The 13392-nt window shown below is 44.6% G+C and carries 12 protein-coding genes; 3 read left to right on the plus strand and 9 right to left on the minus strand.

The window, feature by feature from the left end; genetic code table 11:
• Positions 1–874 (plus strand): manganese-dependent inorganic pyrophosphatase (locus tag AB4653_RS00260; RefSeq protein ID WP_372103082.1); only part of this gene is annotated, 874 nt, incomplete at its 5' end.
• A gap of 149 nt (positions 875–1023) precedes the next feature.
• A complete protein-coding gene (locus AB4653_RS00265; protein ID WP_004734596.1) occupies positions 1024–1413 on the plus strand; it encodes a DUF2750 domain-containing protein in 390 nt (129 codons plus the stop codon).
• 93 nt (positions 1414–1506) lie between these two features.
• Here AB4653_RS00265 and AB4653_RS00270 read toward each other — a convergent pair whose 3' ends face one another.
• The 9 genes from AB4653_RS00270 to AB4653_RS00310 form a co-directional block, all read right to left on the minus strand.
• Complete coding sequence (locus tag AB4653_RS00270; protein ID WP_102257842.1) at positions 1507–2286, minus strand: DUF2927 domain-containing protein; 780 nt, start codon at positions 2284–2286, stop codon at positions 1507–1509.
• A 36-nt stretch (positions 2287–2322) separates the two neighbouring features.
• Complete coding sequence (locus tag AB4653_RS00275) at positions 2323–3105, minus strand: ATP-binding cassette domain-containing protein (protein ID WP_009848782.1); 783 nt, start codon at positions 3103–3105, stop codon at positions 2323–2325.
• Entirely contained in the window at positions 3102–4103 is a 1002-nt protein-coding gene (locus tag AB4653_RS00280; protein ID WP_009848781.1) for an oligopeptide/dipeptide ABC transporter ATP-binding protein, read from the minus strand. Before AB4653_RS00280 ends, AB4653_RS00275 begins: the two co-directional genes overlap by 4 nt.
• Entirely contained in the window at positions 4103–4990 is an 888-nt protein-coding gene (gene sapC, locus AB4653_RS00285) for a putrescine export ABC transporter permease SapC (protein WP_009848780.1), read from the minus strand. Before sapC ends, AB4653_RS00280 begins: the two co-directional genes overlap by 1 nt.
• Complete coding sequence (locus tag AB4653_RS00290) at positions 4977–5939, minus strand: ABC transporter permease subunit (protein ID WP_009848779.1); 963 nt, start codon at positions 5937–5939, stop codon at positions 4977–4979. The genes sapC and AB4653_RS00290 overlap by 14 nt, the downstream gene beginning before the upstream one ends.
• On the minus strand, positions 5939–7561 hold the full coding sequence (gene sapA, locus AB4653_RS00295; RefSeq protein ID WP_102257843.1) for an ABC transporter substrate-binding protein SapA: 1623 nt from the start codon (positions 7559–7561) through the stop codon (positions 5939–5941). The genes AB4653_RS00290 and sapA overlap by 1 nt, the downstream gene beginning before the upstream one ends.
• Positions 7562–7663: 102 nt before the next feature.
• The gene (pspF, locus tag AB4653_RS00300) at positions 7664–8686 is read right to left on the minus strand and encodes a phage shock protein operon transcriptional activator (RefSeq protein WP_102257844.1); all 1023 of its coding nucleotides are present in this window, start codon (positions 8684–8686) and stop codon (positions 7664–7666) included.
• Between the two features lie 179 nt (positions 8687–8865).
• A complete protein-coding gene (locus AB4653_RS00305; protein ID WP_009846487.1) occupies positions 8866–9327 on the minus strand; it encodes an isoprenylcysteine carboxylmethyltransferase family protein in 462 nt (153 codons plus the stop codon).
• A gap of 66 nt (positions 9328–9393) precedes the next feature.
• The gene (locus tag AB4653_RS00310; protein ID WP_009846486.1) at positions 9394–12429 is read right to left on the minus strand and encodes an FAD-binding and (Fe-S)-binding domain-containing protein; all 3036 of its coding nucleotides are present in this window, start codon (positions 12427–12429) and stop codon (positions 9394–9396) included.
• A gap of 219 nt (positions 12430–12648) precedes the next feature.
• On the opposite strand from AB4653_RS00310, the gene AB4653_RS00315 reads away from it, so the two are divergent.
• Entirely contained in the window at positions 12649–13332 is a 684-nt protein-coding gene (locus AB4653_RS00315) for a DUF3334 family protein (RefSeq protein ID WP_009846485.1), read from the plus strand.
• Positions 13333–13392 lie beyond the last annotated feature (60 nt).

A 13392-nucleotide genomic window follows, 5' to 3' on the forward strand; every position in this document is an offset into this window, starting at 1 on the left:
TAGTGACAGTATTTGTAGTGCGTTAGTTGCAACTGAGCTTCTTAAAGCTCGTGGCGAGGAAGCGACACCAATTCGCCAAGGCGAGATCAACCGCGAAACTCAACACATTCTAGAAGTCGCTGGTGCTGAAAAGCCAGAACTTCGTACTTCTGTTGCTGGTGAGAAAATCTGGCTAGTAGACTACTCAGATCTTGCACAAGCACCAGACGATGTAGCTGAAGCAGAGATCGTAGGTATTGTCGATCACCACCGTCTAGGTGACGTGATGACAGTTAACCCTATGGAAGCTTGGATCTGGCCTGTTGGCTGTACAAATACAGTACTTTTCAACATGTTCAAGATTGAAGGTCACGCTATCTCTCAACAAATCGCTAAACTGATGATGTCTGCAATTCTTTCAGACACAGTTGGTTTTGCTTCTCCAACATGTACTCAAAAAGACAAAGACGCGGTTGCTGAGCTTGCTGAAATCGCTGGCGTGACTGACGTTGATGCATTTATCAAAGCGCTTCTAATCGCTAAGACAAACATCGAAGGCCTATCTGCGGCACAATTAGTAGAAAAAGACCTTAAAGGCTACCCATTCAACGGTCGTGATGTTGTTGTTGGTCAAGTTGAGCTTGCGACTCTTGAGCAAGTAGACGGCATGATCGAAGCGCTAGAAGCTGATCTTGAAGCGCGTTGTGAGAAAGATGGTCTAGCATTCGCTGCAGTAATGCTGACAGATATCACTACAGCTCAAACTCGTCTTCTATACAAAGGTGAGTGGGCTGATAAGCTGGTTAAATTCGAGAAAGACGGTGTATTGATGATGGAAAATACATTGAGCCGTAAGAAGCAAGGTTGGCCTTGGCTTCAAGGCGAGCTTGTTTAACCAAGTCGCTTAATTATAAACGCCTGCTAATTTAGCAGGCGTTTTTCTTTGAAGTAGGCTTTCTTCTTCATCGATAGTGTTTGAAGTTAAAAACACTCGGCATAAAATAGCTTTAAGAACATAGTTACTGACTAAAGTAGGAAATTGAGATGACTACACAGCTAGACGATAAAAAAATCGCTGAAATCAATAAGTATACGGGTGAGCAACGCCTGAAGTACTGTGTGAAAGAAATCGTAGCGAACCGTGAAGTATGGATCTTAACCGATGAACACGGTTGTGTAATGCTGAACACAGAAGATGAAGACTGTGTTCCTGTATGGCCAAATCAAGAGTTTGCGGAGTCTTGGGCGACGGGTGATTGGTCTGAGTGTAAAGCTGAGTCTATTTCACTAAACAAATGGCATAGCCGTTGGACTAACGGTCTAGAAGACGACGAGCTTGCAGTTGTTGTGTTCCCGAACGAACAGGAAGAAGGTGTTATCTTGTTCCCGGATGAGTTCGACTTCGAGCTGAAGAAGCAGGCTGCTAAGCGCTAATTCTCTCGTCAAATTGTAAGCCAGCGTTGTCTTACCTCGGGCAACGCTGTTGTTCTATTCTTCCCTTCTAAGCTACTTTCCAACGTATTTTCGTCAATACCCAATAAGTTGATACAAAGGCGCCTGCTGTGCTGCTTTAGAAGCTTGCTGAAGTACACCTGTTTTGCTGTATCTTTTCAGTATTTTTCGCACAACTGGTTTTGCCTGTTCTTTTGTCATTCCCACTTTCAATTGAGGCTCATACAGTAGCTTTAGCAGCACTACATCTAAGGGGGATAACAAGTCTTCTGGCGTGTGATCATTGAAAATAGAAGGGTAGGCTTTATCTGAATCATTCGGCAGGCCTAGAACCTGTGTGATCTCTTCCACGATACATGCGACCAGCTTTCCTCTTGCTCTCGCTTGATCTACTGGGATCACAATTCCTGCATATACAATCTCCCCTTTGGAATTAGTTCGATAACCTGCAGTACAGATAGCGCTGTTTAGATGCTGTGTCGATTTCAGTTTGAGTACAGTTTTGGCTTCAGCTATCCACTGACTCTGCCTCGTGTATATCCATTTTACATTCGCTTCAGACTTATTTTTAACGATTGTTATGGGGTGCTGGGTCACTTCGGACAAGTGTTGGAGATGAAGTTCCGTGAGCTCCTGATGCAGGTCTTTATCACCCACTCGATGATCAACCCATACCTTGATAGGCTGTTTCCATTTAGCGAGGAGCTTGTCGCCTTGTGAATATTCGTGTTGAAGTGCGACGTGATAAAAGGCAGTTTCGACGAAGGTTCTATCTAGCCATGTGAGTGTTGTGCTTGCTGCATTAAAGGACAGCAGCGCCAACAAGAGGGAAAGCATTGAAGCTCTTGGTAACATATCTTTCCCCTTTGCGGAATATAGCGCTATCACCGATTAATGGCTTGGTGCTTTATAGAAGTGGCTCTCAACTAACCTTTGTGTGATTTGGTGAGTTGGGTTAGTCAGTACTTCATGTGTTTCGCCACTTTCAACCACATTGCCTTCGTGCATGACGATGATCTTATCTGTGATGTGTTTAACAATGCCGATGTGTTGGGAAACATAAACGAACGATACGCCCATCTCTTCTTGAAGTTCTAGGAACAGATTGATGATTTGCGAACGCATCGCCATATCCAAACCATTCAACGCTTCATCAGCCACAATGATGGAAGGCTGAAGTATCAATGCGCGAGCCAAACAAACCCTCTGCTTCTGGCCTGCAGCAAGCATCTGAGGATAGAAGTAAGCATGTTCTGGTAGAAGCCCAACACGTAATAATGTGTCCTTTACGCGGCGCATGCGGGCTTCTGGTGGCATGTTGGTATTTCGCTTCAACGGTCCTTCAAGGATTCGACCAATCTGGATGCGTGGATTTAGCGAGGTGTTCGGATCTTGGAAAATCATTCGAATCAGTTTACAGCGAGTTGAGTAGTCTTTGTGTTCTAGCTTTTCACCGTTCACTCGGATCTCACCTGCTGTTGGTTCCACCATACCCGCTAGCATTCTAGCTAATGTCGATTTCCCCGACCCATTCTGACCGATAAAACCAATAGTCTGTCCCGCTTCAAGGGAAAAGCTAACTGGCTTCACTGCCTGATGAATCTTTTTACGGAAAAGACCAGAGCGAGTCGTAAAGTCTTTAGATAAATCACTGACCTCTAATAATGCACTCATGATTTCTTTTTCTTCTCCATATTCAGAGGGAAATGACAGTTAAATTTGTGGGTCTTTATACGCTTAGTATGCGGGATCTCGACACACTGTCTTTGCGCGTATGGACAACGTGGTCCAAGTCGACAACCAATCGGGAGGTGCTGCAGCGGCGGAATTGACCCTGGTAAAGATTGCAGTTTTTCTTTATGGGGAATCCAGTCGTTAAAATCGGGCATCGCTTTTAGCAGTGCAACGGTGTAAGGATGCTTTGGTACATCCAACAGTTTTGTCGTATCTGCAGACTCAACGGACTGACCGCAGTACATCACGGTTATTCGTGTCGCCCATTGAGTGATAGTCGTTAAATCGTGCCCAATGAGGAGAATTGTCGTGTTATGAAGTTGATTCATTCGGCTCAATAAGCGCAATATTTGAGACTGCGTAATCGGGTCTAAATCGTTGGTTGGCTCATCGGCAATTAGCACTTTTGGCTTGGCAGCGATCGCCATGGCGATCATGACTTTTTGACACTCACCATCGGTCAACTCATAAGAATAACTGTCCATTAGGTGAGAGTGATTTTTGATCCCCACTTTATGCAGTAATGCTATTGCTTGCTTTTTTCGCCACTTAAACCGTTGCCACCATCGACCTTCAAATGAACGCGAAGGAATCGCCTCTATTAGCTGGCGTCCCACTTTTTCGGAAGGGTCAAGACATGTCGATGGTTCTTGGAAGATCATCGCGATATCGCGAGCGATCACACGGCGTCGTTCTTTGGGCGTTAGTTGTAGCAGGTCGATATTGCCAAGGCGCATTCGGTCGGCAGACACTTTCCAGTTTTCTTTGCAAACACCAACGATCGCTTTTGCAACCAAGCTCTTACCAGAACCTGATTCACCTACTAAGCCACGAATTTCTCCCTCATTGAGGGTAATACTCATTCGATCTACTGCTTTAACCATCCCTTGAGGGGTCTCAATCTCGATGGTTAGATGTCGAATATCAAGTAACGGCATTATTCGATTCCTGCATTTAGCGCTTGGCGAACACCTTCACCGACAAGGTTAATCACGATCACTGTAAACATAATGGCTAAGCCGGGTAGAGTTACTGTCCATGGCGCAAGGTAAATCAGCTCTACAGAATCACCCAAAATTGAGCCCCATTCGGTACTTGGTGCTTGAGCGCCAAGCCCTAAGAAACCCAAGGCCGTGATATCAAGAATGGCGACTGACAATGCCAGTGTAATTTCAAGTGCCACTACAGTAAGAATATTAGGAAGGATTGAATTCCATAACAGGTAGAAGTCATTCGCACCATCAAGGCGAGAAGCCAAAATATAGTCTTTTTCTACTTCTGCATGCACGGCAATGTATACCGAACGAATAAAGCGTGGAATCAATGCCAAACATAAGGCTAGCAAGATATTAAACTCGCCAAAGCCAAGAAATGCCACGAAGATAATCGCAAGTAGCAACGACGGAATAGACATTACCGTGTCAAGCAAGTGGTTTAGCGTACTTGATAGCAACCCACGAGTCATACCTGCAAGTACGCCAATCAGACAACCGATGACTGCTGCGATAAAGGTAATCACTACTGCGGCACCAAATGTCAGCTGAGAGCCAATAATCAGACGGGATAGAATATCTCGGCCTAAATCATCAGTGCCTAGAAAATACTCAACTGTTCCAGCCGGATCCCAAGAAGGAGGTGTTAGTAGGTGCCCCGTCTGCTCTTGAGCATCATGTGGTGCTAGCCATGGTGAAGTGATGGTGATCAAAATGATCAAGACCAAACACCATAGTCCAAACATTGCGAGATTATTGCCACGGAAGCTGCGCCAGAAACGCTCGAATTGGGTTGGAATCTGTTCTTCTTGGTAGACGTTATTTGTTAGCATACCATTCCTTCCTTACCAGAGGATTGACCATCGCGCCCAGTAGATCGGACAGTATATTCGCGGTCAAAACCAAGGTTGCTACCACAATTACACCAGCTTGAATTGAAACGTAATCTTGATTGGATAATGCATCCAGCAACCAGCGGCCAATACCCGGCCAGTTAAAGATAGACTCGGTGATGATAGCGAGCGTTAACATACTGGAGAGTTGAACGCCGACCTTAGGAATAATCGGTGGTATTGCATTTCTTAATACATGTTGAGTGACGATCTCTCTTGTTGAAAGACCTTTGATTCGCGCGGCACGGATGTAGTTTTGAGCCATCACTTCAGCCACTGACGCTCTCATTAGTCGGATAACCTGGGTTGTTGGAGCGAGCGCCAAAACAAGACAAGGTAACGCCATATGGTCTATTACGCTCTGTAGGGCGTGTGCTCGATAGTTACCTTCGGCAAAGAAGGCATCAATCATTGCAAAGCCAGTCACGTGTTCAATTTCGTAAAGTAGATCGTATCGTCCCCCAACAGGGAACATCTCGAAGTGCAGTGAGAACACCATGATCATTAGCAATGCGACCCAAAATATAGGTGCTGAGTAGCCTGCCATTGAAGTAAACGATATAGTGGTATCAACAAACTTACCTTGTCTCATGCCGGCAATTGTGCCGAAAGGGATGCCGATAAACAGTGCGAGTAGAAAAGCAAAGAAGCACAATTCTAACGTCGCAGGGAATACCACGACAAGCTCTTCGATGATAGGAACACCGTGTTTGCTCAGGCCGAAATTCAGCGTCGATAATTCGGTGACGTAGCTAAGCCAGCCGGGCCAAAAATCTTGAATTGCCCAAGGTGAGGTTTGGTCTAATCGAAGTAGAGCAAAGCCCACCAAAGTCAGAATTCCAAGTGTAATAATGAATAAGTTTACACGTCTTAATGTATACCAAAACATCAGTTCACCTCCCTTCTGACTTGATCAAAAGGTTGAGCATTAAAAGGACTGCGTTTAAAACCTGTTAGCGAACGATCGTGCACACGGAATTGCACGCCATGAGCGAGAGGTATCACAGGAACTTCTTCATTAAGAATGTTTTGGGCTTGTCGATACAAGTTCACGCGATGCCTTTGTTGATTAATCTCTAATGCCAAGTCGAGAAGGAAATCAAAGTCTGAGTTGCACCACATAGAGACGTTTAATCCCGCGCGTTCCGAACTACATGATAGAAGTGGACGCAAGAAGTTGTCTGGGTCGCCCGTACTGCCAATCCAACCTGTGAGTAACAAATCTGTTGAGGAAATTGAAGACAGCTGTGTTCGGTCAAATCGATCGTCGGTATAGAGTTTCAATTCAATACCAATATCAGCCAAGTTTGCTTGGATCAGTTCTGCCGTTTTTCTTGGACTTGGATTGTATGCGCGTGGCTCTAGTGGCACCCACATTGAAAGCTCTAACCCTGGTTCTACACCGGCCTCTCTAAGAAGTGCGATCGCATAGTTTCGATCATAGCGAACTTGAACGCTGTCTTTTTGATAAGCCCAAGAAGTAGGGGGAAGTAACGTGTAGGCTTTTGTACCTGTACCGTAGTACACAGAATCAAGAATGTTCTGACGGTTAATAGCCAAGTTCAATGCTTTACGTACTCGTGAGTCACGCAATGCAGGGTGTTCTGTGTTTAGCGCGATGAAAGAGACATTTACTGCAGGTGTGGCAGAAATCTTCAACTCTTCATGAGCTTGAATAATAGGGATCTGGCTAGAAATTGGTGAGTTCAACACGTCACACTCACTGCGGAGAAGCTTGGCAAGTGTGCCTGTACCGCGTTGTGAAGTATCAAATACAACTTGGTCCATTTGTACTTCACCCTTCCAGTAATGCATGTTCTTTTTCAAGCGTACAAGATCATTAATTTGATATTCATCCAAGTAGAAAGGGCCTGTGCCTACGGGCTTGGAGTCTATTTCATTTTTTTCATCTGTGGTAATCAGCTTGTTGGCATATTCTTTGGAGTGAATGACCGCATAGCTGGTGGCGATATTGTTAAGAAATGAATTATCTGGGCGACTTAACTGGAACTTCACCGTTAGGTCATCCACCGCCGTGATTTCAACTATCAGGTTTTGAAAGTCTATGCCAGCGAACCATGGATATAAACCGCCACCCACATAATGAAATGGGTTTGAAGTATCAATGATACGTTCAAAACTAAAGACCACATCCTGTGCATTCATGCTGCGGGTTGGGGTAAACCAATCTGTGGTTTGAAACGCAACATTTGGGCGCAGTTTGAAAGTGTACTCTGTACCTGATTTATCGACAGACCAGCTTGTTGCCAAGTTCTGTTTTGGTCGGTAAGTCATAGGATCAAGAGTGAGCAGGGTATCGAAAATTTGAGGGCTCAGCGACTCTGAGGTAATGCCACTATCAACCAATTGTGGATTGAAGGTACTAGGATTACCTTGGCCGCAATAAATGAAGCTTTTTTCACGGATTTGCTCGTGAGTGACACTTTCACCACATCCAGCTAAAAAGCCAAGCGTGCAGATGCTAAGTGATAGTCTTATTAGTGCTTTCATAAAAAGAAATACTTTTCGAAACGAGGCGTTAGAGGAGCCTCAAGATCCCGACAATTTAACATTTTATTTATTCGGCTCCAAATAATAATCAAGTGTGGACAGCTATTTATCGTTAGCTTGCCCTACAATCGCGTACTTCCTCACCATTCCACGTAATTGGTTATAGGTTAACCCAAGTAGTTCTGCTGCTTGCTTCTGGTTATACTTGCTCTGTTTTAGTGCTTGATTGAGTAATTTAATGTCTTGCTGTTCTTGCCATGCTTTGTAATCAAGCGGCAAAGAAAATGAGTGCTCTAATGGAGTATGGCTGTTGGACAGATCATTGCCAGTTTCGTGCGTGGAATCTTGATCTATTTGCCATGTTGGTTTAAAGGGGTTAAACACCAAAGATTCAATAGGATATGGATCTTTACCGTGCTGGTAGATAGCTCGTTCAACGACGTTTTTGAGTTCTCTCACATTTCCCGGCCAAGAATAATCCAATAGTGCATCAACAGCAGATGGAGCAAAACCGACAAACAGCTCCAATTCTAACTCTCGACACATCTTAATGGCGTAGTATTCTGCTAGCAGCGTGATGTCTTCTTTTCGTTCGCGAAGAGGTGGGGTAGTAATGACATCAAACGCCAGTCTATCTAATAAATCGGGTCTGAATTCGCCTTTTAACGCCATGTCTGGTAAGTCAGCATTGGTCGCACACACCAGTCTTACATTGGCACTTAGCGCCTTTTGTCCGCCGACACGCTCATATTGCCCGTATTCAATAACACGCAATAGCTTCTCTTGAACGGCAAGGGGGGTGGTCGCTAGTTCGTCTAAGAACAGAGTTCCACCTTCAGCCCTTTCAAAACGACCTTGATGACGACCTTTTGAACCGGTAAAAGAACCTGATTCATGACCAAACAACTCTGAATCAATCAACCCTTCGCTAAGGGTTGAGCAGTTCAGTGAGATCAATGGCTGGTCCCAGCGCCTTGAAAGGTAATGCAGCCTTTGGGCGATTAACTCTTTACCTGTACCACGCTCCCCGATGATCAGAATCGGTCTTTCGATTGGTGCGAGTTGAGACACTTTATCCAAAACAGAGAGAAAACTAGGGGATTCACCAATGAGATTCTGCTGCATAAATGGGTCCTTGTATGATCTGATTTCCAATGGGCAAGACATAGAGAGCTTTATTTACATCACTTGATGTAAATAACTAGAGACAAGATCAATAAAGCCCAGCTTGGTATCACAAGCTGGGCTTTTTTATTTCGATGACTAATGACATCAAGTCACTCAAGCCTGTATTCAAGTCAGAACTAAATCCAGCGCCTAACCTTTTGTTTGTAATCAACATATTCCGCACCGAATAATTGCTCTAGAGCGCGTTCTTCTGGCTTAATTTGGAACTGATTCATGTAGATTACGAATACAAAACTGAGTAAGACACTGAACAGGTTTTGGAAGAAGTAGCCAAAACAAAACAGTAGGATAAATAGCCCTAGATACATTGGGTTTCGCGTGTAGCCAAAGATTCCACTGTCCACAACTGCAGAAGCGGTGTCGACTTTGATCGGATTAACGGTGGTTTTCTGTTTGCGAAACTCCCATATGCCTGATATCCCAATAACACCACTCAAGACAATCCCGATACCGAGCACAACCATTCGATAAGGCATTGCCAATGTTCCTTGGCTCAACTGCTGAGCGCAGAAGTATGATGCTACGAATACAATAATGAACAGTGCAACGGGTGATACTTTTAATTCTAGAAAATTCATACTTTTCCTTATTAACATTCCTTTGTTAGTTTAGAAAAAAGCCCAGCAATTGCTGGGCTAAATGTATTAAAGAATTTTTGCTAGCGCTTGTAATGGGTGAGCAAGCTTCTCACCTTCAAAACGCTTCACTTGGCTACGGCAAGAATAACCCGTCACCAAACAACGATCTTTTGGTAAGTCCTGCATTTGAGGCTTCCAGCTTAAACCGTATATGTCTTTCGACATTTGTAACTTATCAACTTCATGCCCGAAGGTGCCCGCCATACCACAACAGCCAACCGGAACGCTGGTTAACGCAGCACCAAAGTGCTTGAAGATAGTGCCCCACTCTTTTTCAGCGTTCGGCATTTTGGTTTTCTCAGTACAGTGAGCAAACAAGTACCACATATCTTCACTTGCTGAACGTGCTTCGAACTCACCTAACGATGGCATTAACCATTCATGCACGGTAAGCACATCAAAGTCGCCACGTTTGTCACCTAAGATCTCTACGTATTCATCGCGGTAACAAAGCACAAGAGCCGGGTCCACACCCACCAAAGGAATACCGATATCCGCCACCATCGACAAGAAATCCGATGTTGATTTCGCTTCACGCGCAAAACGACTTAAGAAGCCTTTAATGTGCAGAGCTTTACCATTTGGCTTAAACGGCAGCAACACCGGAGTTTTACCAAGTTTTTGAGCCAGAGTGACGAAGTCTTCAATCACCTCCGCATCATAAAAGCTAGTGAACGGGTCTTGAACGATCAGCACATGCTGTTTCTTCTCTTCAGAAGACAAGCCTTCTAAGTACTGTAAGTCGAAGAGTTGCAGCTCTTTGCTCGCCAGACGATTTTTAAGTGTAGGTACCGACATCAAAGGAGCATCAACATAACCGACCGTCCTAGCCGTTGCCGTTTGTATCCACTTTTGACCCAATGCAGCGTTCACTACTTTTGGCGCTTTCGCCATCAGCGGCAGCATGGTTTCAATGTTAGCGACTAAATAGTCTTTTGCTGGGCGCTGGTAACGCGAATAGTAGATGTTTAAGAATCGAGAACGGAAACTTGGTACATCAACTTTAATAGGACACTGGCTCGCACACGCTTTACACGCCAAACAACCGTTCATCGCTTCATGAACTTCATGTGAGAAATCGTACTCATGGCGTTTGTTCATCGTGTTACGAACACGTTCCACCATGGTTTTAATCGGAGTATTGTCCTTCAGCGCTTCTTGCTCTAAATCGAGAATATCGACGCCTTGTTCCGTTAACTGACGCAACCATTCACGAACCAAGCCTGCACGGCCCTTTGGTGAATGACGACGGTCAGCCGTGACTTTCATCGAAGGACACATTGGCGAACTCGTATCGTAGTTGAAACACAAGCCGTTACCATTACATTCCATCGCTTGCTTGAAGCTATCACGGACTTGTACGTCGATCTGACGATCGTAGAAACCACGCTTGGTATCAGTGACTTTCACCAACTCAGCATCGCTTTCTAACGGCGTACAGATCTTGCCTGGGTTCATCTTGTTATGCGGGTCAAATGCCGCTTTAACTCGTCTTAATTCGGTAAACAGCTCTTCACCAAAGAAGTCAGGACCATACTCAGAACGGAAGCCTTTACCGTGTTCACCCCACATCAAGCCGCCGTATTTAGCCACCAGCTTAACCACTTCATCAGAGACTTCATGCATCAATGCTTCTTGCATCGGATCACACAAATCTAAAGCAGGACGAACGTGCAGTACGCCCGCATCCACGTGACCAAACATGCCGTAGTTCAACTCTTTTGAATCGAGTAATACTCTAAATTCAGAGATGAAGTCGGCCAAGTTTTCTGGTGGTACACAGGTATCTTCAGCAAAAGCGACTGGCTTAGCTCGGCCTTTCGCCGCACCTAATAGGCCTACCGCTTTCTTACGCATGTTGTAGATTCGGCCAATGCTCGCCAAATCACTGCACACTTGGAAGCCAATCACACCGGCTTCTTCAGTTTCTACCATGCTTTCAAGCTGTGCGGTCAGCGCTTGAACTTGTTGTTCAACTTCCGCTTCATCTTGGCCTGCAAACTCAACCATGTTGATGCCAAGCATCTCTTTATTTGGAACATCCATCAGCAAATCGCTCACGGTGTGCCAAACAATGTCTTGTTTCGCTAGGTTCAATACTCTTGAGTCAACGGTTTCAACAGACAGCGCTTTCGCTTCTACCATGAACGGCGCATTACGCAGTGCAGAATCGAACGTATTGTATTTCACGTTAACCAACGTTCGTGCTTTTGGAATCGGCGTGAGGTTCAGCTTTGCTTCAGTGATGAATGCTAATGAACCTTCTGCACCACATAGAACACGAGTCAGGTCAAAGCTATCGTCTTCTTCGTTGATTGCGTTCTTTAAATCGTAACCAGTTAAGAAGCGGTTCAATGGTGGGAATTTATTAAGAATTTGAGCGCGCTTATCTCGACAAACGGCTTCAGTTACTGCAAGGGCATGGTGAGCAAATTCACCTTCAGCAGGTAAGCCGTGTGATAAATCGGATTCGAGACATGAACCATCTGCGAAGACCGCTTGCAGCGACAACACATGGTCAGACGTTTTACCGTACTTCAATGACCCTTGGCCCGAAGCATCGGTATTGATCATGCCACCTAAGGTTGCTCGGTTACTGGTAGAAAGGTCTGGAGAGAAAAAGTAACCATACGGACGCACAGCATCGTTCAATTGGTCTTTAACGATACCTGACTGAACTCTTACCCAGCCTTCTTGCTCGTTAATCTCAAGAACCTTGTTCATATAACGAGACAGGTCAACCACGACGCCTTTTGTTAAAGACTGTCCGTTAGTACCGGTACCACCGCCACGAGGGGAAAAGGTCACGCGTTCGTAAGCAGATTTTGCACCCACTTTACCGAGCAGCACAACGTCTTGGGTTGTTTTAGGGAGAATAACTGCCTGCGGCAATTGCTGATAGACACTGTTATCAGTCGCCACAGCCAAACGGCTAGAATATTGAGATTCAATGTCGCCAGTAAAGCCCGCTGTTTTTAGTTCATCTAAAAAGCGTACGACTACTGGATCGACATCAGCATTGAGTTGAAGTCTTGGTAACATTTGCTTCCTGCCCCTACTTCGCTGATCCTATCAGCATTGGGTTATCTGAGATTTTTAATATTTTTCTTTGAATTTCGTCACTTTACTACTATTAAGATCATATAAAAAGGTGATCAAATAAGAATCTCGGTGCAAGAATGGAGAAATAGTCACTTTCGTCTTAATTCAGTAGTAAGATAGTAGATAACTTTTTTACGACATCTCCATGAGCAAATAACAATGAAAAAAAGCAAAACAGTCACAACTGAAGATATTCTTCTTAAGCTATGCCAATCAGTCTCAAACGTACTTACTTCAGCGACGGCTTCACAGGTGTCCTACTCAGCCATGGTTCAAAAGATCAACAAGACAAGTCTTAAGCCAGATTTTGGTTGTTTCGTCTTGTTCGACGGCGGGTTTTCAGGTCTTGTTGTGATCAATTTTACGTCGAAAGCAGCGCTAGAGATCTACACAAATTACATGCGTAATATGGGCATGCCTGAAGACGAACTCGCTGTACTTCATACTTCAGACGAAGTAGGTGATGTATTAGGTGAGTTGATGAACCAGTTGGTTGGCGACTTTACCAACAAAATCCGTAAAGAACTGCAGACTAACATCACACAAAACCAACCGAAAATGCTGGCATTGAACAAGCAAGTGAACCTTTCTGTTGATACTAACTTAGATCGCCCGCAAGCTCGTCGTGTTACTTTCTCTACTGCCGACAACAACATTTTCTACCTTGAGCTTGCAATGGACAAAACAGAATTCATCCAATTGGAAGAATTCGAAATCGCTGAAGACGAATGTCCAGACAGCATTCTTGAAGCGACTCAGAAAAAAATGCAAGAACCAAAGCAGCCAGAGCAAAGTTCAGGCAACGATTCTGCAGCTGATTTACTCGATGAACTTGGAATCTAGGTTACAAATACTCTAGTTAATCAAGAAAATCGTGTCACTAACGCCATCAATCCTCTTGAT

This window comes from Vibrio sp. 10N.222.48.A3, from assembly GCF_041475345.1.
Taxonomy (GTDB): Bacteria; Pseudomonadota; Gammaproteobacteria; order Enterobacterales; family Vibrionaceae; genus Vibrio; species Vibrio tasmaniensis_A.

What these genes read in the sequence shown, in the direction of transcription:
- AB4653_RS00270 (WP_102257842.1), bottom strand. Translation starts at nt 2,286, where the DNA reads ATGTTACCAAGAGCTTCAATGCTTTCCCTCTTGTTGGCGCTGCTGTCC.
- AB4653_RS00280 (WP_009848781.1), bottom strand. Translation starts at nt 4,103, where the DNA reads ATGCCGTTACTTGATATTCGACATCTAACCATCGAGATTGAGACCCCT.
- AB4653_RS00310 (WP_009846486.1), bottom strand. Translation starts at nt 12,429, where the DNA reads ATGTTACCAAGACTTCAACTCAATGCTGATGTCGATCCAGTAGTCGTA.
- sapA (WP_102257843.1), bottom strand. Translation starts at nt 7,561, where the DNA reads ATGAAAGCACTAATAAGACTATCACTTAGCATCTGCACGCTTGGCTTT.
- AB4653_RS00265 (WP_004734596.1), top strand. Translation starts at nt 1,024, where the DNA reads ATGACTACACAGCTAGACGATAAAAAAATCGCTGAAATCAATAAGTAT.
- AB4653_RS00305 (WP_009846487.1), bottom strand. Translation starts at nt 9,327, where the DNA reads ATGAATTTTCTAGAATTAAAAGTATCACCCGTTGCACTGTTCATTATT.
- AB4653_RS00315 (WP_009846485.1), top strand. Translation starts at nt 12,649, where the DNA reads ATGAAAAAAAGCAAAACAGTCACAACTGAAGATATTCTTCTTAAGCTA.
- sapC (WP_009848780.1), bottom strand. Translation starts at nt 4,990, where the DNA reads ATGCTAACAAATAACGTCTACCAAGAAGAACAGATTCCAACCCAATTC.
- pspF (WP_102257844.1), bottom strand. Translation starts at nt 8,686, where the DNA reads ATGCAGCAGAATCTCATTGGTGAATCCCCTAGTTTTCTCTCTGTTTTG.
- AB4653_RS00290 (WP_009848779.1), bottom strand. Translation starts at nt 5,939, where the DNA reads ATGTTTTGGTATACATTAAGACGTGTAAACTTATTCATTATTACACTT.
- AB4653_RS00275 (WP_009848782.1), bottom strand. Translation starts at nt 3,105, where the DNA reads ATGAGTGCATTATTAGAGGTCAGTGATTTATCTAAAGACTTTACGACT.